This window comes from Acidipropionibacterium thoenii DSM 20276, from assembly GCF_000423445.1.
GTDB classification, from domain to species: Bacteria; Actinomycetota; Actinomycetes; order Propionibacteriales; family Propionibacteriaceae; genus Acidipropionibacterium; species Acidipropionibacterium thoenii.
In genome coordinates this window covers 171,479-193,128 of record NZ_KE384019.1, presented here as the reverse complement: position 1 = coordinate 193,128, position 21,650 = coordinate 171,479, and the positions used below count along the sequence as shown (strand labels likewise).

Here is a 21,650-nt window from a genome sequence, read left to right as displayed (position 1 = left end):
CTGGTCCGGTCCCGATCAGGACAGCAGGCCGAGAATGTCACGTCGCAACTGGCGGAACTCCGGGGCATCCCGGGTCCTGGGCCTGGGTAGGGCGATGGTGAGGTCCTCCAGCACCCGAGCCGGCCTGGCGGAGAAGACGACGATCCGGTCGGACAGCAGCAGCGCCTCCTCGACGTCGTGGGTCACCATCAGCGCGGTGAATCCCTGACGGTGCCACAACTGATCGATCTCGGCCTGGAGGGTGGACCGGGTGAGGGCATCGAGCTTCCCCAGCGGTTCGTCGAGCAGCAGGATCTCGGGACGGGTCACCAGAGCGCGGGCCAGCGACGCGCGCTGGGCCATTCCCCCGGACAACTCGGCGGGCAGGGCCTCACTGAAAGCCTCCAACCCGACGAGTTCGATCATCGACTCGACGCGGCTGCGCCAGATCGGATCATCTCCGTGACCCTGGACTTGGGGCCCCAGCCCGATGTTCTGCGCCACCGTGAGCCAGGGCAGCAGTGTCGGGTCCTGGAAGACCAGGCCACGCGAGGGATCGGGACCGGTGACCTGGTGGCCGTCAACGTAGATCCTGCCGGTCAGCGGCCTGTCGAGTCCGGCCGCCAACCTCAGCAGGGTGGACTTTCCGGACCCGGAGGGCCCGACCAGACTCACGAAGCTGCCGGGCTGGACAGACAGGCTGACCCGGTCGAGCACCGGCAGCGGCTTCCCATGACTGAGGAACGCCTGGCTGATGTCGAGCAGATCAATGGCACCACGGGTGTTGGTGGTCTTACCTGCTAGGGCCTCGGTCACCATCTCGTCAGATCCTTCTGCCATGCCAGGACGCGGTTCCTGATGGCCAGTTCGAGAGTCAGCAGGGTGCCGCAGAAGATCACCATCACGACGATCGCCGCATACATCGCCGGGTAGGCGCTCCACCCCTTCTTCCAGTTGATGTACCAGCCGAGGCCTGAGTTGACCCCCAGCGTCTCTGCGATCGTCAGCGTGACGAAGGCCGTCGGAAGGGCCATGAAGATGCCGGTGAAGATATTCGGCAGTGCCGCCGGCAGGGAGACCTTGAGCACCAGGAACTTCGGGGAGGCGCCCAGCGTCTGGCAGACATCGAAGTAGGCCTTGGGCACCGACCGGATGCCGGCATTGGTCAGCACCGTCATCGGGAACCAGACAGTCAGCGAGACGAGGAAGACCGCCGCCCAGAAGGTGTTGGGGAATGCGATGAAGACGATCGGAATCCACGCCAGGGTGGGCACCGGCCCGATGTACTTCACGATCGGGTTCAGCCAGTACCCCGCCTGCCGCGACCAGCCCATCCACAGGCCGGTCGTCAGGCCGGTGACTCCCCCGATCAGCAGGCCCAGCCCGAGCAGCCCCGCCGAGTGCGCGATCGAGGAACCGAGCAGCACCCGGTCGGCCCAGGCCTCGGTGAGCAGCTGCCCCGGCGGCGGCAGATAGGGCGGCTTGCCCCATCCGGTCTTCGCAGTGGTGAGATCCCACAGCAGGGTCACCGCAGCCACCGCGATCCACCATCTGGCCCAGCGTGCCAACCAGCGCGAGACCCGCAGCCCCCGCGGCCCATCCGGCCGGCGGGCGACCAGCCAGCAGAGCGCCAGCGCCAGCGTCACCGCGGCGGTGAGAAGCACCACCGCCGGCTGGCCATGGACCTGATAGGAGTCGGTGTCCGGGACGAGCCAGATCACCAGGGTCGTCGCCAACCACGCGGCGATCACGACCGCCACCGTGCGCGGGCTCGCCGTCCGCTCCTCGTACCGGCCTCTCAGGCCCGCAAGAATGCGCGGATCGGCGGCCAGCAGGCTGTCGCGCTGGCGGGTCGTCCGGGCACGCGCGACGCTCGGGGACCCGGCATCCGTCATTGCCGACACGGCACTCACCATCCTCGTTCTCACCAGTTGATGCCGAGTGTCCGGAACGCCTGATCCGCCAGCTGCTGCGGATCGGCGGAGGAACCCAGATAGCCGGTCTTCTTGAACTTCTCGATTCCGGGCAGCAGGGAGGCCTTCAACCGCGTGACCGACGGCTTCCAGACATAGCCCTGGAGGAGCTTGGTGATGGTCGCGACATCGCCGGCGACGTACTTCTTGTCGACCTCGATGCGAGCCACCTCCTCCTCATGGCCGGCCACGTAGCGCGACCCGCGGGCCCAGGCCTCGATGAGTTTGCGCGCCAACGGCTCCTCGTTCTTGACCAGGTCACCGTTGAGCGCGGTGCAGCAGCAGTAGGCCTGCTTGTTCATCCCACTCATGTTGCTGGCCAGCTCGACTCCGTAGCCGTCCAGGACGGGACGGTAGGCGATCGGGTCCGAGGTGGCGATCGCGTCCACCTGACCGCGCCTCAGGGCGTCGGCCAGGGTGGAGGGGTCCAGCACCTTCCAGTTGACCTGCTTGGCCTCCGGAAGGGGGTTGATGCCGGCGTCCAGCAGATCCATCGAGAAGAACATCGTGGCGCTGGAGGACAGGCTGGGGATCCCGATCGTGGCCCCCTTGAGGGCGGCCACCTCGCCTTTGAAGGTCTTGGGCACCACGAGCCTCAGGCAGCCGGCGTGCAGCCCGGCCACGAATTTCACGTTCTGGCCCTCCTCCACCGGCTTGAGCCAGGAGTAGAAGATCCCCGAGGATGCGTCGTACTGCCCGGAACCGACCGCTGCCTTGATGTCCTCGTCACCGACCGTGCGGTGCAGGGTGACATCCAGTCCGGCCTCGGTGAAGAATCCCTTCTCCTTGGCCACGATCGATGGCGCGTCGCAGACGTCCCCGCCGTAGATGATCGACAGCGGACGGTTCTGACTCGCCGATCCCGCCCGCTGTCCACTCGAGCGCCCGATCAGGCCGCCCACGGCGCCACCGACCACCAGGCCGCCCAGTGCGGCAGCCGCGACCCCGGTGATGAGAGTGCGGCGGCTGACTCCGCGTGGTTGCTGCTCGATGCCCTCGTCAGCCAGCACAGCACCGGACGGAAGCACCGTCGGGGGCTGTCCGGGATCGGCGGAGGCGGAATCATCCGGACTTTTATATGACATGTCAACTACTCCTGGTGAAAGTGCGTCTTCCAGCGCGCCGCGACGTCAGAGCGCCCGCAGCTGCGCCGATGTTTCTGAAAGTTTCGGGAGGACGGACCAGTGGTCCATCTGCGACCGGCACCGAGCCGGTCGACGGATTCTCAGCGGGGACGGCAGCACATACAGATCACGCGAGCCCTCATTGGGCGGCGTGCTGCTTCGGTGTGCTCAGCCATCTCCCGGCATTCCTCTCAACGATGACCCCCATCGGTGAGAGCCAAGGTAGAAGGTAGGTCGGACCATTTGGCATGCACAATTTGGTCTCATATACCAATATCTCGTCTCAGATAAAGAGACAAATAGCCCTTCGCTGAGAGCTATCTCACAACTGTGCCCGTCATCCGCGCGGCAGCCCGCAGCATCGGCACAATGGACTGGTGCCACCCTCGCAACCACAGTTCCGCGTCGCCGTGCGGGGCGACGGACTCGTCGCCCTGGCCGCCGCGTTGCGGCTCGCGCGAATGGGCCATTGCGTGGAACTGGTCTCATCGGACAGGCGCTGGCGGAGGGACGCCGCGCACCCGCTGGCCGCCGAGCTGTCACCTGTTCTGGAGCTCCCCTCGGCCTGGCGCGACCTGTTCGCCAAGTCGGGGCGCAGCATGGACGCCGAGCTGACCGGCTGCGGAGTCGAACTGGTCGAGGCGCCCGGCCAGGAACACACGATGGCAGACGCCACCCTGAACCTGCCGACCGAACGGGCCGCACAGTTGGCGGCCATCCGCCAGACCTACGGCCAGGCCGCGGCCATCAGGTGGCGGGATCTGCTCGACGAGGCCGACGAGGTCTGGCGGGCGAGGCGGACTCTCGGCCTGGAGCGGCCCCTCACCTCCAGGCCACGACTCCGCGGGCTGCCGGCGATACTGCGAGCTCGACCGACCTTGTCGGGGGCCGCTGGCGGGCTGCCACCCCTGCTGGCCGCCGCGCTGACCGACCTGGGGCCGACAGCAGGAGGCACCGCGAAGGGCTCCGGAGCGTGGCTGCTGGCCGCCGATCTGGCGGTCATCAGAGTCTTCGGGCGCTGGCAGCTGCTCGGCCCCGAGGGTCCGACCGATCTCCAGCCCCTGCTGGACCTGCTCGACGCCCGGGCGGCCAGACTCGGCATCGCGGTCGTCACTGAACCGACAGTGCGCCCTGACGTGGCCATCGACACCGAGGCCGTGACCAGCTGGCATCGAGTCCTCGAACACCGGACCCCCTACCGGGCCCCGACCTGCACCCGGATCGTCGAACCCTCCGCAGGACAGCGCCTCGAAGGCATCCAGGAACGCATCGTCCACACCCCCGACGGCCCGGTGACCACCTGGCGGTGGACTCACGGTGACCAGCTCGTCACCCTCAGCCATGACCACACCCACCCGCTCCCCGACCCGACGCGCGGCCCGGCTCTCAGCACGGTCAGAGCCTGGGCACGGCGTCCTCCCCTGGCCTGGGCCGAGCGCCACCGGATCCCCACCATGACCGCCGGCGCGGCCTCCCACGGCGGGCCCGAGCCCTGGGCGCAACTGCTCACCGGGGCGCTGGCGGCCTACCGGACACATCTGGCGCTCACCGGCGAGGACGTCTCCCCCACCAACCGCGCGGTCGGTGCCGACGGCAGGATCAGCGCCCACCGGCGCGGTCCCACCGGCGCCCGGTCATGAACCGCGCCGCTGGCCTTGAGGCGTAAACTCTTTCCTCAGCCCGCGTGCGCGCGGGCCGTAAGTGTCCTTTCCCGAAGCGAGAGCGATGTCGTTGACCTCTGAATCCTCTGCGGCCCGGACAGTAGATCCCCTCATCCAGGAGATCGCCGCCGAACAGGCCCATGTCGACCTGGTGTACGCGCAACTCAAGTCCGACACCGACGCCGCGAAGAGACTGGCCGACGCCAGCCGTCAGATCTACCACTCCGACCGGACCAGCTGGGTCCGCGAGGAGGACGCCACCGCGATGTTCGAGCGCGACGCCTTCGCCTTCAATGCGGCGCGACGTCTGGCAGTGCTGGACTCCGAGCACGAGGGCCTGGTCTTCGGCCGGCTGGATCTGGCGGCCAACCGGGAGGTGCGCCACATCGGTCGGATCGGGGTCCGCGACGCCGACTACGAACCGCTGGTCATCGACTGGCGTGCGCCTGCCGCCGAACCCTTCTACCGCGCCACCGCCACCTCCCCGATGGGGGCCACCCGGCGCCGAGTGCTGCGCTGCCGCGATGACAAGGTGATCGGCATCGAGGACGACCTGCTGGACGCCGAGAACCCCGACCACCTGCCGGTGATCGGGGAGGGCGCACTGATGGCGGCGCTCAGCCGGGCCCGCGACACCCGGATGCACTCCATCGTGGCCACCATCCAGGCCGAGCAGGACACGGCGATCCGGGCCCCCTACCAGGGAGTCACCACCATCGCCGGGGGCCCGGGCACCGGCAAGACCGTGGTCGCCCTGCACCGGGCGGCCTTCCTGCTGTACACCCACCGCGCCCGGTTGGAGAATGGCGGAGTGCTGGTGGTGGGCCCCAGCGCGGTGTTCATGAACTACATCGAGCGGGTGCTGCCGAGCCTGGGCGAGGACTCGGTGACGCTGCGCTCGGTCGGCGACCTGGCCCTCGACGTGCTGCACCACGGCTCCGACCGGCTCGACGAGTCCCGGGCAGCCACCCTCAAGGGCAGTCTGAGGATGGTCTCGATCCTGGAGAGGCTGGTCGAGCTGCCGCTGACCCCCGACCCGGGTGCCCTGCTGCTGAGGGTCACGATCAAGGGCGAGGTGCTCACCCTGTCGGCCAAGGCGCTGGCGCGCACCCGGTCGCGGATTCTGGCGCGCAACAAGTACAACCGCGGACTGGAGGTCGTCAAGCAGTCCCTGCGCGATCAGCTGTGGTCGAAGATCTCACCGGAGACCGTCACCTCCTACGAGCTGACCCGTGAGGATTTCGACGAGATGATCAGCTCGCAGGCCTCCTTCCGGATGTTCCTCAACGCCTGGTGGCCGCCGATGAGTGCTGCCGACCAGCTGGCCCGGCTGGCCGATCCGGCCGTCATCGACCGGGTCGCCGCCGAGCTGACCGAGGCCGACCGTGCCGTGCTGGCAGCCTCGATCCCCGATCCCACGGAGCGAGCCTGGCGTGACTGGTCGGTGGCCGACATCGCCCTGCTCGACGAGCTGATGGCCATACTCGGCCCGACCCCCGCCGAGCCCGAGGCCGACCAGCCGGTCTTCATCGAGGGCGGTGAGGACGTCGGTGAGCTGGTCACGGTGGCCGACACCCTCTCCGATGCCCGCAACCTGGAATCCGACGAGGAACCGCAGGACACCTTCGCCCATGTCCTGGTCGACGAGGCCCAGGACATCACCCCGATGCAGTGGCGGATGCTGCGTCGGCGCGGCCCGCAGGCCTCCTGGACGATCGTCGGGGACCCGGCCCAGTCGGCCTACCCCTATCCGGCCGAGACCGACGCCGCTGTCGCCGAGCTCACCGGCCACGCGCCACGCAGGACCTTCCGGCTCACCAAGAACTACCGCTCCCCCGCCGAGGTCTTCGATCTGGCGGCCGATGTCATCTCCACCGTCTATCCGGACGCCGATCTGCCCGAGGCGGTGCGCTCGACCGGGGTGCTGCCGGTACTGGCGCACACCACCCGGGACGGGCTCATCGACGAGATCGTGACGCAGGTCAGGCGGCTCATCGAGGAGGTGGACGGCACCATCGGAGTGATCTGCCCGCCCTCCCTCATCGCGCTGGCCCGTCAGCTGGTGACCGGCCCCGAGCCGCTGGCACCATGGGCAGACCGGGTGATCCCGGTGACCACGATGCAGGCCAAGGGCCTGGAGTACGACGCCGCGCTGGTGGTCGATCCCGATGACATCGTCGCCGAGGCCCCCGGCGGGGTGCGGGTGCTCTATGTGGCGCTGACCCGCCCGACCCAGCGTCTGGTGGTACTGGGGCTCAACGACCCGGCATCTCGGGCCTCAGATCACGAACCATGGAGTGCAGCTCTGTGGTCGCACGGGACCGATTGAGGGTGTAGTAGTGCAGGCCGGGAGCTCCCTCGTCGAGCAGCCGGCAGCACAACCGGGCGGCGGCCTGAAGGCCGATCTGCCGCACTGCGGCCCTGTCCTCGGAGACCTCGGTGATTCTGGCGACCAGATCGGCCGGCACGTCGGTGCCCGACAGCTCACCGAAGCGCTTGATCTGGCCGAATGAGGTGATCGGCATGATTCCCGGGATGATCGGGATGTCGCATCCCAGCGCCCGGACCCTGGCCACCAACGAGGTGTAGTGCTCGGGGATGAAGAACAGCTGGGTGATCGCGAACTCGGCCCCCGCGGCAGCCTTGTCGGCCAGGATACGAGCGTCCAGATCGAGATCATTGGAGGCGGGGTGTCCGTCGGGGAAGGCGCCGACGCCGACGCAGGCAGCCGGGTAGGTCCTCTTGACCAGCCTCACCAGTTCGGTGGCATTGGCCAGCCCGTCGGGCCGTGCCACCCAGGGCACGGTGGCCCCTCCCGGCATGTCCCCCCGGATCGCCAGGATGTGGTTGACGCCGGCCTCCCGATACCCCTCGATGGCCTGTTCGAGCTCGCTGATGCTCTGCGAGACGCAGGTGAGATGGCCGACGGTGCGCAGCCCGGTGGTGACCATGTGACGGGTGCAGCGCAGCGTGCGGTCCCGGTTGGAGCCGTTGGCACCGTAGGTCACCGAGATGAAATCGGGCTCCAGGGGAACCAGCGCGTCGGTGGCACGCCACAGCTGATAGACGTCGTCCTCGCTGCGGGGGGGCATGAACTCGAAGGACCGCAGGGGCCGATCGGAGCGCGCCAGCAGATCGGCGATCGTCTCCACCGAGGTGGTCCCGGTGGGGGTGGTCGCCGTGGGGGTGGTCGAGGACAGCATGACCCACACCCTAGAACAGCACGCCTGCAGTGCCTGCGACGCTGAGACCGGTCGCTGCGGCCCCGGGCCTGCAGATCCGCCGCCGGTGGCCCGCCGGACGGGGACTCAGTCGGCCAGGCCGGACAGCAGATCTGCCGAGGGGGCGAAGAAGACGCATCCGGTTCTCGGCTGCGAGAAGTCCAGGATCCTGTCGTGGAGGCCGGGCGGATCGCCGATGAACATCCGCTCCAGCATCTTCTCGGTCACCCACAGGTGCCTCGAGTAGCCGATGAAGTAGGTTCCGAACTCGCCGGCGCCCGGGCTGCCGAAGGGCATGTTGTCGCGCAGGATGTCGTGCTCGCCGGCGTCATCGGTGATGGTGGCCAGGGTCTTGTGGGCCTTCTGGCCGTGCTCGGCGTCCGCCATCTCCAGATCATCGGCCTTGCGCCGGCCGATGATGGCCTCCTGCTGCTCAGTGGGCAACGACTGCCAGGCGCTCAACGAGTGCAGATACTTCTGGATCACCACGTAGGAGCCGCCGGCGAAGTCCGGGTCCTCCTCACCGACCAGGGTCGAGGCCGGCAGGTCGGGGCCGATCGGGTTGGCGGTCCCGTCGATGAAGCCCAGCAGATCACGCGCATCGAAGTAGCGGAAACCGGCGGTCTCATCGACGGTGGCCACCGCGTCCCCCAGAGATTCCAGCAGCAGCCTCTCGAACTCGAAACACATGTCCTGGCGGTCGCAGCGGATGTGGAAGAGCAGGTCCCCCGGTGTCGAGACCGCAGTGTGCACCGCTCCGCGCACCTCCTTGAAAGGATGCAGCTCGGCAGGGGCCGGCATACCGGTCAGCTGCGACCAGACCCCGGCGCCGATCCCGACGGTGCACGACAGCTGAGCTGGCAGATCACGGAATCCGACCGTCTTGACGAGATCCTCGATCCCGCCGATGACCCCCTTGACGGCCTCGACGGCGTCATCGCGGTCGGTGATGGTCAGCACCAGGAAGATCGCCGAACGGGTCAGCGGGGAATCCACCTGCTGGGGAGCGATCGGCACCCGTCCGGCCGAACTCGGATCCGATGCGGATGGCGCTGCCACCATGAGGCCCTCAACTTCCTTGCGCGACGATCTGTGCCACACAGAGCCTATCGGCAGCATGCCGGGGCGGCCGGGTGGCCCTAGGCTGGCCCCATGTGCGCCTCCTTCGACCCCGCCGCTCCAGCCGGTGAACCGTTCCGGCTGGCAGTCCAGGACGCCCTGTCGGCCTTCCTGACCGACCAGCAGGCCACGCTGAGGGAGATCGGGCCGGAACTGGAACCGGTGCTGGCCGCCGCCCATGACTACACATCGGGAGGCAAGCGGCTGCGCCCGGCGTTCTGCTGCTGGGGCCGGGTCGCGGCCTCGGGAGTTCCGGTGTACTCGGCCCCACTGATCCGGGCGGCTGCCAGTCTCGAGTTACTGCACGTCTCGGCACTGATGCATGACGACGTGATGGACCACTCCGACACCCGCCGCGGGCTGCCCGCCGCCCACAAGCGGTTCGAGGCGATTCACACCGCTCAGAAAGGCGCCGGATCGGCGGCCGGCTACGGCACCGACATCGCCATCCTGCTGGGGGATCTGCTGCTGGTCTGGAGCGCCGAGATGTTCTCCGGATCCGGTCTGGACCCGATCCGGCTGGCCGCCGCCACCCCGCTGCTGGAGGCGGTCCGCACCGAGGTGATCTGCGGCCAGGTGCTCGACGTGGCCTCCCAGGCTCGACTGGCCGGTCGCAGCTGCGAATCGGCGGTCGACCTGGCCGACCGGGTGGTGGAGTACAAGTCGGCCCGTTACACCGTGGTCAGGCCGGCCCAGATCGGGGTCAGCCTGGGCGGTGGCAGTGCCATCCTCCAGCAGGCGATGTTGGACTTCGGCTCACCGCTGGGTCGAGCCTTCCAGTTCCGCGACGACCTGCTGGGAGTCTTCGGGGACGCCGACCTCACCGGCAAACCCGCCGGTGGGGATCTGCGCGAGGGCAAACGCACGCTGCTGGTGGCCCACGCGCTGGCCCAGTCCTCGGCCGCCGACGCCGCCATCCTGGAGACTCTGCTGGGCCGGGCCGAACTGGATGACGCCGACGTCGCCACCGCACAGCGGATCATCGAGACCAGCGGGGCACGCACCCGGGTCGAGGAGAGCATCGAGAAGGGCTACCGACAGGCGGTGGCCGTCCTGGAGCACACCGAGATGACCGACCAGGGGCGTCGGGGGCTGTTGGAACTGGCCCGCCAGTGCGTGCGGCGCGACACCTGAGATCGGGAAGCCACCTGAAGGGTGCAGTCCTGGAACCGGGGACTCGCCGGAGGACGCCTTAGCCGGGACCTGAACGGCCCGACGCCCTACACTTCAGGACACAGGCGAACACGGCCTTCTTCTTCCCCCTCGACCGTGTTGTGAGGCAATCGTGAGTATGACTGTGAGCACCGACCCCTTGGTGGGTCGCGTTCTCGACGGTCGCTACGAGATCACCTCCAGGATCGCCCGGGGCGGGATGGCCACCGTCTACCGGGCCCAGGACCGCCATCTGATGCGTGTCGTGGCGATCAAGGTGATGCACGAGGGACTGGCCGAGGACCAGGACTTCGCCCGCAAGTTCGACCAGGAGGCCAAGGCGGCCGCCAGGCTCGTCAATCCCCACGTCGTCAGCGTCTTCGACCAGGGAAGCGACAACTCCCGGCCCTACATCGTGATGGAGTACGTGCCCGGCTGCACGCTGCGCCATGTCATCGCCCAGGAGGCTCCGCTGTCCCCGCTGCGGGCCATCGACCTGCTCGAACCAGTTGTCTCGGCGCTGGCCAGCGCCCACGAGAGCGGCCTGGTGCACCGCGACATCAAGCCCGAGAATGTCCTGATCTCCGACCGTCGGCAGATCAAGGTCGCCGACTTCGGGCTGGCCCGGGCGGTCACCAATCAGTCGGTCTCGGCCAGCAAGGGAGTTCTGGTCGGCACCGTGAGCTACCTGCCCCCCGAGCTGGTGGTCAAGGATCACGCCGACGAGCGCTCCGACATCTACTCCACCGGTATCGTGCTGTTCGAGATGCTCACCGGCCACAAGCCGCACACCGGCCAGACGCCGATCCAGGTGGCCTGGGCCCACGTCAATGAGGACGTCGAGGCTCCCTCGGTGTGGCTGACCGAGCACAGCGGGGTACGCGGCCGGGAGCTGGCTGCGGCCATCCCCAGCTACCTCGATGCCCTGGTGCGCACCTGCACGGCTCGCGATCCGCGCGAGCGACCCGCGGACGGCCGGGTGCTTCTCGGTCTGCTGCGATCGGTCCGCTCCTCACTGGCCCGCGGACGCGCCGAGGACCCGGCGATCACTGCCCTGATGCACCGAGGCGGGACACCGCAACCGGCCAGCCCGGTTCCGGCCCCCTCCCGACCGCTCGGCCAGCTCCGCTCCAGCGCGACGCCGGTCTCCCCGGTCGACTACAAGCCGGCCGGCTACCGGCCCGTCGTGCACCGGACCGGTGACCACCGGCCCGCTGTGAACCCGATCAGGACCGAGGTCTCCTACCGGGCCAGCTACCGGGCCCCGAATCCGGCAGCCCGCCATCCCGGCGTCGCCCAGCCCCCGCGGGGGCTGTCCGGCCGGGCCGGCCGGCAAGCCCCCCAGGGCCCCACACAGCACCCCCAGAACGTCCTGCTGCACCGACAGGGCCTCTCCCAGCGCTCCCGGCGGGCCGCTGCCCGACGGCCTCCCCGCAGGGGTCCGCGCGGTCTGGCGATGATGCTGGTCATCACCATCCTGGCGATCGTGGTGGGGGTGCTGGCCTACCAGTTCGGCGTCTCGATGCGCGCCTCCGGGGCCCCGACCCCTGCCGGCGCCTCGGTCATCAGCACCCCTGTCGACACGGCCAACAGCCAGCATGAACAGCAGGATCCCTCCCCGAACCCTTCATGAACACCTGTTCATCCGGCTGTAAGCGCGATGTACCTCAGATATTGCTGCCGATCAGCTTGATGGGAAGAGATCTTATCGTCTAGCATGACGGCCATGTCAGCATCTCGTCTCTCGCGTCTGGCGCCCATGGCGCTGCTCCTGATGGCCGTCTTGTGGGGTTCCACCCTGATCGTCATGAAGGACGCCTATGCGACGATGAGGCCGACGGATCTGCTGGCCAATCGCTATCTGGTGGCTCTGCTGGCCTTCGGTGTTCTGATGCCCCGGGCCTGGCGCACCGACCGCCGCACCATGCTCCGTGGGCTGGGCATCGGAGGACTGTTCGGCGCCGGACAGGTACTGCAGGGAGTCGGGCTGGCCACCACGCCGGCCTCGGTCAACGGCTTCATCGGCGGTCTTTATGTCGTCGCCACTCCCCTGCTGGGAGCTGTGCTGTTGGGCGGACGGGTGAGTCGCCGGGTCTGGATGGCAGTCGGCCTGGCCACCCTGGGTCTGGCCGGTCTGGCCCTGAATCCAGCCGATCTGTCCTCGGGGATCGGCCTCGGTCAGTTGATCACACTGGCCGCAGCCCTGTGCTACGCGGGCCAGATCCTGTTCCTGGGGCGGGTCGCCACCGCTGAGACGGTGCGTTCACTGGGTCTGTACCAGGTGCTCGGGACCACCATCGTCTGCCTGGTGGTCGCGGCTCCGGGCGGCATCCAGATCGCCTCCGGCAGCCACCAGTGGCTGGCGGTGCTGTACCTGGGGCTGCTGTGCGGGGCGGCAGTGACCCTCCTGCAGAGCTGGGCCCAGGCGCGGGTCGAACCGAACCGGGCGGCCGTCCTGATGTGCACCGAGCCGCTGTGGGGTGCGGTCTTCGCCATCGGGCTGGCCGGCGAGTCGCTGACCGTCTCCGTGGTGATCGGCTCGGTGGCGATCCTGGCGGCGATGGTGCTGGTCGTCGCCCCGGCCCGCCGCCGCCCGGTCTGGCGGGGCAGGCTGGCCCGTCCCGAGCAGCTCACCACCGCCAGCTGAGGCCAGCCGGCCCGGACCTAGCGCTCGGGGACATCCCAGGTCTGACCGACCTCCAGATCATGGAAGTGCGTGTCGGTCATCTCGTCGTGGCGGGCGAAGGCCAGCGCCCTGCCTCTCTCATTGAGCAGCCCGTCGTGGATGAGGAAACCCTGGCGGGCGCCCACCGCACGGACGAAGTCGATGGTCTCCTTCATCGCGGCCCACGGACCGTAGGCCGGGCAGGCCAGCACGTCGACGCCATGGGGGATATCGTCGAGCTCGTCGCCGGGGTGGAACAGGATGGTGCCGACCCCCTCGCCGATGAGGAAGCCGACATTGCCCAGCCCCGGCAGGTCGCGGTGGATGGTGGCGTGTCTGCCACCGACCGCCTGGATGGTGGCCCCGCCGACCTCCAGGACGTCACCGGGCATGATCGGATCGGCGTCCAGCTGTGGCACCGCCGTCACAGCACCGGCCTCGGCCCGGCACAGTGCCCCGGAATTGGCGTCGACCAGGCCGGCGATGTGCTCGGGATCGACATGGTCTGGATGGGCGTGGGTGACCAGGATCGCGGTGAGATCGGTCAGCCCGTGCCAGGCATCGGAGAAGTTGCCCGGGTCGATAAGAATCCGGGCGTCGGCGGCCTCGACCAGAATGCAGGAGTGTCCCAGGTGTGTGATTCTCATGAGCCCAGTCTTGCCGTAACACCACCCCCCGACAACCGATTTGAGGGTAATCGGGGGGCGGACCTCACAAGTCCATGCCGCGGTAGGGCTCCAGCGGACTGACCGCGCTGCGCTTGATCCGGCCGTCGGACAGCCGCTCGGCGATCATGAAGGCCAGCTCCAGGGACTGGTTACGGTTCAGCCGTGGGTCGCAGGTCGTCTCGTATCTGCTGGCCAGATCGGCCTCGTCGAGGGCATCGACCCCACCCAGGCACTCGGTGACGTCGTCGCCTGTCAGCTCGACGTGCACCCCGCCGGGCCAGCTGCCCAGCGTCTCGTGGACATCGAAGAAGGCGTTGACCTCGGCACAGACATCACTGAAGGAGCGCGTCTTGAAGCCATTGGCGGCCTCGAAGGTGTTGCCGTGCATCGGGTCGCAGGTCCACACCACCTTGCGGCCGGTGGCCTCGACCGCCTCGATGATCGGGGGGAGCTTCTCGCGGATACTGCCGGCCCCCATCCGGGTGATGAAGGTGATCCGGCCGGGGATCCGGTCGGGATCCAGCAGGTCGGCGATCTGAATGGCGTCCTGGCCGGTGGTGGAGGGCCCCAGCTTGACGCCGATCGGGTTGTGGATCGCCGACATGAAGGCGACGTGGGCGCCGTCGACCTGACGGGTCCGCTCACCGATCCACAGCAGATGGCCCGAGGTGTCGTAGGGCAGCTGGGTGCGTGAGTCGATCCGTGTCATGGCGTGCTCGTAGTCCAGCAGCAGGGCCTCGTGACTCGCGTAGAAGTCGACGGTGCTGATCTGGTCGTCGTCGATGCCGCAGGCCATCATGAAGGCCAGCGCCCGCTCGATCTCACCGGCGAGCACCTCGTATCGGGTCTCGACATTGGAGTTGCGCACGAAGTCGGCATTCCAGGCGTTGATCCCGCGCAGATCTGCGAAACCGCCCTTGACGAAGGCGCGCACCAGATTGAGGGTGGCGGCCGAGGCATTGTAGATCCGCATCAGCCGGCGCGGATCGTGGACCCGGGACTCGGGGGTGAACTCGAAACCGTTGACCGCGTCCCCCCGGTAGCTGGGAAGGGTGACGTCATTGCGGGTCTCGGTGTCGCGGGAGCGCGGCTTGGCGTACTGGCCGGCGATCCGGCCGACCTTGACCACCGGCACCTGGGCGCCGTAGGTCATCACCACCGCCATCGACAGCAGTACCCGCAGCTTGCCCTTGATGTTGTCGGCATTGACGCCGGCGAAGGTCTCGGCGCAGTCGCCGCCCTGGAGGAGGAAACCGCGGCCCTCGGCGACCGCGGCGAGTTTGCCGCGCAGGTCATCGCACTCCCCGGCGAAGACCAGTGGGGGCAGCTTGCGCAGGGCCGCGACGACGCGGTCCACCTCGGCCGGGTCCGGATAGCTCGGCTGCTGCAACTGGGGAAGAGCGTGCAGGGAGGCGAGGCTGGGAACACCGTGAAGCATGGCGGGCAGTCTAGCTGCTCCCATCCCCCGGTCCGGCACCGGTCATCTGTCGGCGGAGTCCCCCTGGTTCTCGCCGGGCCGGATGACTCCGTTCTCCAGGGCGTAGAGGGTCAACTCGACCCGGTTGTGCAGCTGGAGTTTGCGCAACACGTTCTGGACGTGATTCTGCACGGTGCGGTGGGAGACCACCAGTTCCTCGGCGATCTCCCGGTAGGCCATCCCCTGCGCCACCCGCCTCAGCACCTCGATCTCCCGCCCGGTCAGCCGTGGCCCGGTGTGCACCCCGGCCTGCTCGCTGCGCGTGGCCATCCGCCGGAACTCGCCGAGCACCAGGCCGGCGAGCCCGGGGGTGAACACGGCGTCACCCTCGGCGGTGCGACGGACACCATCGACGAGTTCGGCGCGGGAGGCCGATTTCACCAGGTATCCACGGGCGCCGGCCTTGGCGGCCCGCAGCACGTCCTCGCGTTCGCCCGAGGCGCTGATCACCAGGACCCCCAGGGCGGGGAAGTCGGTGGTGAGGATCTGGGTGCAGGTGGCGCCGTCGGGTTCGGGGATCTTGAGGTCCATCACCAGCACATCGGGTCTGGTGGCTCGGGCTCTGCGCAGGCATTCGGCGCCGTCGTGCGCGACCGCCACGACGTCGAACCCCTCGGCGGACAGATCCTCACTGAGCGCGTCGATCCACATCGGGTGGTCATCGACGAGCATCACCCGCCGGGCCGCGGCGGGGTGTGGGGTGATCATGGCGCTGTCCTCCTGGGCCAAGCTTGGCATCCGGACGCCGATGTGGCCAGAGGCCGATCGCTATGAGGAACCGGAGCCGGGGCCGGGGTCACCGGATGGTGGTAGCTGCCCGTCCTGCCCGATCGGCACCCGGATCTCCCACTCGACGCCGTGCCCGGGGCTGGCTCGCATCACGGTGGATCCGCCGAGGGCCTGGATCCGCCCGGTGATGGAGTGGGTGATCCCCATCCGGCCCGCGGCAGCGGCCCCGACAGCCTGCTCGGGGGCCATCCCGGTGCCGTTGTCGCGTTCGGAGACCACGATCGTGCCATTCTCCTCCTCGAGCAGAATCCAGCAGTGCGCGCCGTCCCCGGCATGCAGGCCGACATTGGAGATCACCTCGGCGACGGCCTTGTCGATCTCCTCGACGGTTCTGGCCGGCGCCAGCAGTTCCCCGGCCATCGCAGAGACGGTCACCTGCCCGGACTCATGGGCCGCCACGGTGGCGACCAGGTCTGCCAGATCATGGCCGGGATCATTGCGGGTGGCCTCCACCACCGGGGTCTGCAGCATCCTGCGCAGCTGTCCGCCCTGTCCGCGGGCCGCCCGGGCCAGCACCTGCCCCCTGGGTCCCAGGTCGGGCCCCTCCCGTTCGACCATCGAGAGGACCTGCAGGACGCCGTCATGGACGATTCTGCCCAGTCTCTCCCGTTCGGCGAGCCGGGCGGCCGTGGCGTGATCACGGTCGCGTTCGGCCATCATGGCGCGGAGCTGGTCGATGGTCCGACCCAACGCCCAGCAGGCGACCACCAGCAACAGGTCGGGGCTCCAGGCCCACCGGCCCGTGTGGAGAACTCCCACCAGTCCCGATGAGATGATCAGCAGGGCCGCCAGACAGCCGATGGCCGGGCCGCTGGTCAGGGCGGCCGACAGAGCCGCGCAGATCACCCAGTAGTAGCCGACTCCCTGGAACCCCGAGGTGTCGATGCCGGCTCCCAGCACGGTCGGCGACACCAGGGTCACCGCCACCGCGATGGCCACATCGGCGATCGTGATCGCGCAGGGCGGCAGCGTGGAGCGGTGTCCCAGCACGGTCATCGCCAGGGTCCAGGCGGCCATCACTGTCAGCAGACCGGCCATCGACCAGGCAGCCGCAACATCGGCCCACCTCAGGCAGGCCATCAGCACGGCGTGGGCCAGCAGCATCCACCGCAGCACGCTGACCACCCGTTGGAGCTGGCCGGCGGGGTCCTCAGCCCTCGTCCTCGACATCCCGGTCGTCCTCGCTGGGATCTGGTGTGCTGGGATCATCGCGGATCGGACCATCGGGATGGACGCCGGGTGTGATGCCCGCGGCCCTCAGCTGGTCGGCCAGGGCGGCCCGTCGGGCCTGGAGCTTGGCCTCCTCGCGGGCCTGAATGGCCGCCTGAGCCAGGTCGGCCTGCTCGGCGGCGGCCTGGGCCCTGATCTCCTGACGCTCCAGGATCGCCTGCTGCCGCTCCGCCTGACGGTGGGCCCTCACCGCCCGGGCCCTCTCACGCCTGGCATCGGCGGCCTCCTGGCGAGCAGCCTGGGCGGGCAGATCGCGGTAGGGCAGTCCGGCCAAGGTGCTGATGGCCTCCATCACCTCATCGGTGACGGCTCGCAGCACCGCCCTGCTGTGCGGTGTGCCGACATGCCGGGTGAAGTCGAGCGCCTCACCGGCACGAAGCTCGGTCCGGTCGGTGGAGATCACCGCCGGGACCACCGGCGCACCGGCCTCCAGAGCCAGATGGGCAACCTCGACGTCGCCCTTGAAGATCTCATCGCCGGGCGCCACCGACCCCTCGGGGAAGACCACCACCATCTCGCCGTCGTGGAGTGCCGCCAGCGCCCGGGAGCGGGCGGAGGTGCCCCAGGGCAGGACACGGGTCGGCACCACCAGGCCGAGCCAGGGCTTGCGTCGGCCGGCCTGGGTGAGGGCGGCGCGCACCAGCACGGCGTCGTCGTGGCGGACATGATGGACGGCCAGGATCGCCGGCCCGTCAGGCAGCTGGGTACCGGTCACGGTGACCTCGCCGCCGGCCCAGTGCAGTGACCCGATCATGACTGCTCGCTGGTGCCGGTGGCGTCAGCCAGTTCCGGGCCGTCGGGCTCGGGGGCGGTGGCGGAGGCGGCTGGCTCGGGAACACTCACCACGGGTGGGGGAACCGGTACCCCGCCGGGGCGGGGACGCTGCCAGGGGGTGAGGTCCTTGCCCTTGAGATTGCCGTACTTGACCCGGAAGCCGTAGACGTCGACGTACGCCTGGCCACCGAGCTGCTGAATGGCGTCCATCACCTCGTTGGTGACCCAGCGCAGCACCGCCACCTCCTCCTCCCGGCCGCGCAGCGCGGAGAAGTCCAGTGGCCTGCCGATGATGATGCCGGGCCGGTCGACCTTCGGGATGCCGAATCGGCCCTTGACCAGTTCGGTACCCACCAGCGCCACCGGGATGACGGGGGCATCGGCCATCAGCGCCATCCGGGCGACACCGGTCTTGCCCTTGTAGAGCTCCCCGTCGGCCGATCGAGTGCCCTCGGGGAAGATCCCGACCAGACCTCCCTCCATCAGCCGATCGATGACCGGTCGGATCCCCTCGACGCTGCGCCGGCCGCCGGAGCGGTCCAGGGGCACCTGGTCGACCGCCTTGAGGAACCAGGCCACAACCTTGGAGCCGAGCCCCTTGTTGGCCTGGAAGAGCTCCTTCTTGGCCGGGTAGGTGAGCTGCCTGCCGATCATCGCGGCCAGGATCACCGGATCGAGCAGTTCGATGTGGTTGCAGGCCAGGATGGCGCCGCCATGGGTGGGGATGTTCTCCTCACCGACGACCCAGGGGTGCCACAACGCACGTACTCCTGGCCCGAACAGCCCGACCTTGAACAGCTTGTACCACATGAAGTTCCCCTCTGGACCCGCGGTGCCGGGACGAGCCGTCCCATCCGCCCACACATTATCTACTGAGCCCGCCTCTCGGCGGCGGGAAAATGCCGGGTCCGCGCGGCGGGAACCCAGATGGTGCTCACCGTGTCCGGGAGGCTCGTAACCTGAGCTGCGTGACACCCTCGCAGCTTCTGGGCAGCTGGTCCTTCACCCGCACCATCGCAGACCATCGGAGCCGATCGGAATACCGGGCCGGCGGCACCGCCACATTCGGAGCCGAACCGGACGGCAGGATCCGCTGGTTCGAGGAGGGCCGGCTGGTCTGGCAGGCCCGGTCCAGCGCCTTCACCCGGACACTGTTCCTGGTACCTCCCGCCGGTGACAACGCGGACTGGTCGGTCACCTTCGAGGACGGCCGGTTCTTCCACCCGTGGAGCGCCGACGAGGTCGTCCATCTGTGCGGGCGCGACACCTACCGGGGAGACGTCGACTCGCTGACCAGCCCTGATCCCGGAGCCGCCGCGGACTGTCAGGCGGCCTGGACGCTCACCTGGCGGGTGACGGGTCCGGCCAAGGACTACACGATGAGGACCCACTACCAGCCCTGCGTCGGGTCACGGGTGTGAAGTCACCTCGACGACGCCACCTCACCGCGTGAGGATCGTCACCGGTTGAGAGAGGTCCTGTCGCTGTTGACCGCGAACCCTTCGGCGAGGCTCTGGAGGATCGGTCGGCGGGGCCGCCGCGGGCTGCGGCGCCGGGGCCAGAAGCCGCGCGCCGGGCCGGGCGGCTCGTTGATCGAATGGCGGGCCAGGTCTGCGGCGCCGATCAGGCCGGCATCCGGGCCGAACTGGGCGTGCTGGATGTCGGCCAACGGACGGAAGCCACGACCGGTGAGATGCCTCGCGAAAGCCGTCTTGGCCGGTTCCAGCAGCAGCTGCCCGGCATCGCTGACTCCCCCGCCGATGACGAAGAGGTCGGGATCCAGGGCGGCGGCCAGGTCGGCCATCCCGCGTCCCAGCCAGTGACCGACGTCGGCGATCAGTTCGACGGCCAGCTGGTCCTCCGCCAGGGCGGCTGCGGTGACATCGGGGCCGACCAGCTTGGCCGGATCCCGGTCGGTGACGTGGTCGAGCAGCCCCTGAGCCCGGGGGGAGCCCTCCTCCAGCAGTGCCTTGGTATCCCTCACCAATGAGTTGCCGGAGGCGTACTGCTCCCAGCAACCCCGGTTTCCGCAGGGGCACCAGTGCCCGTCCGGGACCACGGTCATGTGGCCGAACTCGCCGGCCATCCCGTAGCGACCCCGAAACAGCCTGCCATTGATGACCAGCGCCCCGCCGATCCCGGTCCCCAGCGTGAGGCAGACCATCACCCGCGATCCCCGCCCGGCGCCGAAGCGGAACTCCGCCCAGGCGGCAGCATTGGCGTCATTGTCGACGAGCACTGGAACCGTGATGCGGCTGGTGAGCCGGTCGCGCAGTGGTTCATTGCGCCAGGCCAGGTGCGGGGAGAACCGCACCAGCGCCTGCTCGGTGTCCACCCAGCCTGCAGCACCGATACCCACCGCACCGATCACCAGACCCGACGACAGCTCGCGAACCGCCTCAACGATGGCGTCCTCGACTGCTGCCGGACTCTTGGAGGGGGTTGGTCTCTTGAGGCGACGCAGGATGGTGCCCGCCTCATCGACGACGCCGGCCGCCACCTTCGTCCCGCCGATGTCGATCCCGATGCTCAGCACTGTGTCAGCTTACTCAGGCTGCCTCGGACTCCTCGGCGGCCCTGTCGGATCAGCCGACCCGCCTGGCGCCCTGGATCGGCATCGAGCCGACCGAGGCGGTGGTGATGCCCGAGCGCGGATTGGCGGCGTGCACGATCTTGCCGTTGCCGATGTACATCCCCACGTGCGAGATGCCGGAGTAGTAGAAGACCAGGTCTCCGGGCTGCAGGGAGCTGGTGGAGACAGGCGTACCGGCCCCGAACTGCTCCCGGGCAGTGCGCGGCAGGCTCACCCCGGCCGAACCCCAGGCCGCCTGCATCAGACCCGAGCAGTCGTAACCCCTCGGGCCGGTGCCGCCGTAGACATAGGGTCCGCCGACCTTGGACATCGCGAAGGAGATCGCTGCCGAGGCACGGCCGGAGGCCGATGCCGAGCTGGTGACCGTGGCGGCCGAGGAGCTGGTGGAGGCCGAGGTGCTGTTGCCGGTTCCGGCAGCGGCACTGGTGCTTGAACCAGCGGTGGTGCCCGCAGCGGTGGTGCCGTCGGCCGGACGCGACTGGGACCGGGAGGTCTGGGCCGCTGCCCGGGCGGCCGCCTGGGCAGCCTCTGCGGCCTGTTCCCGGGCGAGCCTCTCGCGCTCCTGGGCGGTGAGCTTGTTGAGGATGTCCTGGGCCTGATCCTGCTTCGCATTGGCCTGCTTGAGCAGGGTGGCCTGGGAGTCGCGACTGGCCTTGATGGTGGCCTTGTCTGAGGCGGCCTGCTGCTCCAGGGTCTGCAGGGTGGCCTGCTGGGACTGGAAGTTCTGGAACTCGCTGCGAGAGCGATCGCTGACGTTCTGCACGGTCGCCAACTTGGACAGGAACTGGGTGGAGTCGCCGCTGGTGATGAGCTGGGCCGTCAGGCTCACGCCGCCGTTCTGGTAGTCGTTGACGGCCAGCACGCTGAGGGTTGATCGCATCTTGGCGACCTTGACACGCTGGGAGGCGAGATCCTTCTCGGCGGTGACCAGGCTCTTGGAGGCCTTGTCAAGATTCGCCTGCGCGCTGGTGTAGTCGTCCTGGATCTTGGAGGTCTGGGCCTCAATCGCATCGAGATTGGCCTTGGCCTCGGAGACCGTGTCGGGAGTGGCTGCGGCCCCGCTCTGACCTCCGATCAGACCGGAGGCGACGATGACTCCGCTCAGCGCCATCGCCACCAGGCCGTGCCCGAACCTGCCCGTACGGCGGGAGGGGATGGTCGAGGACCGCCGGGGGGTCACGTCGGTCTGTCGATCCTGTGCCACGTTGTCTCCTCAAAGATGTCG

18 protein-coding genes and 1 pseudogene are annotated in these 21,650 nt (G+C 68.8%); 6 read left to right on the top strand and 13 right to left on the bottom strand.

The genetic code is table 11. The annotated features are described in order from the left end of the window. Nucleotides 1-15: 15 nt before the first annotated feature. From G554_RS0112700 to G554_RS0112690, 3 genes are read right to left on the bottom strand one after another with little or no spacing between them, the layout of a single operon-like run. Nucleotides 16-798 (bottom strand): ABC transporter ATP-binding protein, encoded by a 783-nt coding sequence (locus tag G554_RS0112700; protein WP_036925754.1) that lies wholly within the window; start codon nt 796-798, stop codon nt 16-18. Further along, complete coding sequence (locus tag G554_RS0112695; protein WP_027588196.1) at nt 792-1,874, bottom strand: ABC transporter permease; 1,083 nt, start codon at nt 1,872-1,874, stop codon at nt 792-794. Before G554_RS0112695 ends, G554_RS0112700 begins: the two co-directional genes overlap by 7 nt. 29 nt (nt 1,875-1,903) lie before the next feature. Beyond that, nucleotides 1,904-3,037, bottom strand: coding sequence for an ABC transporter substrate-binding protein (locus tag G554_RS0112690; protein WP_027588195.1), 1,134 nt, complete (start codon nt 3,035-3,037; stop codon nt 1,904-1,906). A 416-nt stretch (nt 3,038-3,453) separates the two neighbouring features. Between G554_RS0112690 and G554_RS0112685 the strand changes: the two genes are divergently transcribed. Together G554_RS0112685 and G554_RS0112680 are read left to right on the top strand one after the other, a co-directional pair. Beyond that, on the top strand, nt 3,454-4,716 hold the full coding sequence (locus tag G554_RS0112685) for a hypothetical protein (RefSeq protein ID WP_036925751.1): 1,263 nt from the start codon (nt 3,454-3,456) through the stop codon (nt 4,714-4,716). Nucleotides 4,717-4,801: 85 nt separating this feature from the next. Continuing rightward, the gene (locus G554_RS0112680; protein ID WP_084648535.1) at nt 4,802-7,066 is read left to right on the top strand and encodes a HelD family protein; all 2,265 of its coding nucleotides are present in this window, start codon (nt 4,802-4,804) and stop codon (nt 7,064-7,066) included. Here the strand turns inward: G554_RS0112680 and G554_RS0112675 are convergent. Together G554_RS0112675 and G554_RS0112670 are read right to left on the bottom strand one after the other, a co-directional pair. Continuing rightward, on the bottom strand, nt 6,993-7,940 hold the full coding sequence (locus G554_RS0112675) for a methylenetetrahydrofolate reductase (RefSeq protein WP_027588192.1): 948 nt from the start codon (nt 7,938-7,940) through the stop codon (nt 6,993-6,995). The genes G554_RS0112680 and G554_RS0112675 overlap by 74 nt on opposite strands. A gap of 105 nt (nt 7,941-8,045) precedes the next feature. Beyond that, a complete protein-coding gene (locus G554_RS0112670) occupies nt 8,046-9,020 on the bottom strand; it encodes a Dyp-type peroxidase (protein ID WP_051233083.1) in 975 nt (324 codons plus the stop codon). A gap of 90 nt (nt 9,021-9,110) precedes the next feature. On the opposite strand from G554_RS0112670, the gene G554_RS0112665 reads away from it, so the two are divergent. The 3 genes and pseudogenes from G554_RS0112665 (at nt 9,111) to G554_RS16285 (ending at nt 12,876) form a co-directional block, all read left to right on the top strand. Beyond that, nucleotides 9,111-10,211 carry a polyprenyl synthetase family protein gene (locus G554_RS0112665; protein ID WP_027588190.1) on the top strand — a complete coding sequence of 367 codons (1,101 nt, stop codon included), beginning with the start codon at nt 9,111-9,113 and terminating at the stop codon, nt 10,209-10,211. A 157-nt stretch (nt 10,212-10,368) separates the two neighbouring features. After that, nucleotides 10,369-11,706 (top strand): annotated as a pseudogene (locus G554_RS17435) (protein kinase domain-containing protein); the annotation flags it as partial. A 249-nt stretch (nt 11,707-11,955) separates the two neighbouring features. Then, nucleotides 11,956-12,876, top strand: a complete 921-nt coding sequence (locus G554_RS16285) for a DMT family transporter (RefSeq protein WP_071162203.1) — start codon at nt 11,956-11,958, stop codon at nt 12,874-12,876. 17 nt (nt 12,877-12,893) lie between these two features. Here G554_RS16285 and G554_RS0112650 read toward each other — a convergent pair whose 3' ends face one another. From G554_RS0112650 to G554_RS16270, 6 genes are all read right to left on the bottom strand, one after another. Beyond that, the gene (locus G554_RS0112650; protein ID WP_027588189.1) at nt 12,894-13,541 is read right to left on the bottom strand and encodes an MBL fold metallo-hydrolase; all 648 of its coding nucleotides are present in this window, start codon (nt 13,539-13,541) and stop codon (nt 12,894-12,896) included. A 64-nt stretch (nt 13,542-13,605) separates the two neighbouring features. After that, nucleotides 13,606-15,024: a class II 3-deoxy-7-phosphoheptulonate synthase gene (locus G554_RS0112645; RefSeq protein WP_027588188.1), complete on the bottom strand. Its 1,419-nt coding sequence runs from the start codon at nt 15,022-15,024 to the stop codon at nt 13,606-13,608. 18 nt (nt 15,025-15,042) lie between these two features. Next, complete coding sequence (locus tag G554_RS0112640) at nt 15,043-15,747, bottom strand: response regulator (protein ID WP_027588187.1); 705 nt, start codon at nt 15,745-15,747, stop codon at nt 15,043-15,045. A gap of 60 nt (nt 15,748-15,807) precedes the next feature. Continuing rightward, entirely contained in the window at nt 15,808-16,998 is a 1,191-nt protein-coding gene (locus G554_RS16875) for a sensor histidine kinase (RefSeq protein WP_051233080.1), read from the bottom strand. After that, nucleotides 16,979-17,812 carry a lysophospholipid acyltransferase family protein gene (locus G554_RS16275; protein WP_051233078.1) on the bottom strand — a complete coding sequence of 278 codons (834 nt, stop codon included), beginning with the start codon at nt 17,810-17,812 and terminating at the stop codon, nt 16,979-16,981. Before G554_RS16275 ends, G554_RS16875 begins: the two co-directional genes overlap by 20 nt. Beyond that, the gene (locus tag G554_RS16270) at nt 17,809-18,642 is read right to left on the bottom strand and encodes a lysophospholipid acyltransferase family protein (protein WP_084648533.1); all 834 of its coding nucleotides are present in this window, start codon (nt 18,640-18,642) and stop codon (nt 17,809-17,811) included. The genes G554_RS16275 and G554_RS16270 overlap by 4 nt, the downstream gene beginning before the upstream one ends. 158 nt (nt 18,643-18,800) lie before the next feature. Between G554_RS16270 and G554_RS16265 the strand changes: the two genes are divergently transcribed. Then, entirely contained in the window at nt 18,801-19,253 is a 453-nt protein-coding gene (locus G554_RS16265) for a DUF6314 family protein (protein WP_051233076.1), read from the top strand. Between the two features lie 38 nt (nt 19,254-19,291). Here G554_RS16265 and G554_RS0112615 read toward each other — a convergent pair whose 3' ends face one another. Both G554_RS0112615 and G554_RS0112610 read right to left on the bottom strand, forming a co-directional pair. Further along, the gene (locus G554_RS0112615) at nt 19,292-20,368 is read right to left on the bottom strand and encodes an ROK family glucokinase (RefSeq protein ID WP_027588186.1); all 1,077 of its coding nucleotides are present in this window, start codon (nt 20,366-20,368) and stop codon (nt 19,292-19,294) included. Between the two features lie 49 nt (nt 20,369-20,417). Next, nucleotides 20,418-21,629, bottom strand: coding sequence for a C40 family peptidase (locus G554_RS0112610; RefSeq protein WP_245570059.1), 1,212 nt, complete (start codon nt 21,627-21,629; stop codon nt 20,418-20,420). Between the last annotated feature and the right edge of the window lie 21 nt (nt 21,630-21,650).

Excerpts from the sequence above, each read along its gene's own strand:
- G554_RS0112700 (WP_036925754.1), bottom strand. The coding sequence starts at position 798 with ATGGTGACCGAGGCCCTAGCAGGTAAGACCACCAACACCCGTGGTGCC.
- G554_RS0112695 (WP_027588196.1), bottom strand. The coding sequence starts at position 1,874 with ATGACGGATGCCGGGTCCCCGAGCGTCGCGCGTGCCCGGACGACCCGC.
- G554_RS0112690 (WP_027588195.1), bottom strand. The coding sequence starts at position 3,037 with ATGTCATATAAAAGTCCGGATGATTCCGCCTCCGCCGATCCCGGACAG.
- G554_RS0112680 (WP_084648535.1), top strand. The coding sequence starts at position 4,802 with ATGTCGTTGACCTCTGAATCCTCTGCGGCCCGGACAGTAGATCCCCTC.
- G554_RS0112675 (WP_027588192.1), bottom strand. The coding sequence starts at position 7,940 with ATGCTGTCCTCGACCACCCCCACGGCGACCACCCCCACCGGGACCACC.
- G554_RS0112670 (WP_051233083.1), bottom strand. The coding sequence starts at position 9,020 with ATGGTGGCAGCGCCATCCGCATCGGATCCGAGTTCGGCCGGACGGGTG.
- G554_RS0112665 (WP_027588190.1), top strand. The coding sequence starts at position 9,111 with ATGTGCGCCTCCTTCGACCCCGCCGCTCCAGCCGGTGAACCGTTCCGG.
- G554_RS16285 (WP_071162203.1), top strand. The coding sequence starts at position 11,956 with ATGTCAGCATCTCGTCTCTCGCGTCTGGCGCCCATGGCGCTGCTCCTG.
- G554_RS0112650 (WP_027588189.1), bottom strand. The coding sequence starts at position 13,541 with ATGAGAATCACACACCTGGGACACTCCTGCATTCTGGTCGAGGCCGCC.
- G554_RS0112645 (WP_027588188.1), bottom strand. The coding sequence starts at position 15,024 with ATGGGAGCAGCTAGACTGCCCGCCATGCTTCACGGTGTTCCCAGCCTC.
- G554_RS0112640 (WP_027588187.1), bottom strand. The coding sequence starts at position 15,747 with ATGATCACCCCACACCCCGCCGCGGCCCGGCGGGTGATGCTCGTCGAT.
- G554_RS16875 (WP_051233080.1), bottom strand. The coding sequence starts at position 16,998 with ATGTCGAGGACGAGGGCTGAGGACCCCGCCGGCCAGCTCCAACGGGTG.
- G554_RS16275 (WP_051233078.1), bottom strand. The coding sequence starts at position 17,812 with ATGATCGGGTCACTGCACTGGGCCGGCGGCGAGGTCACCGTGACCGGT.
- G554_RS16270 (WP_084648533.1), bottom strand. The coding sequence starts at position 18,642 with ATGTGGTACAAGCTGTTCAAGGTCGGGCTGTTCGGGCCAGGAGTACGT.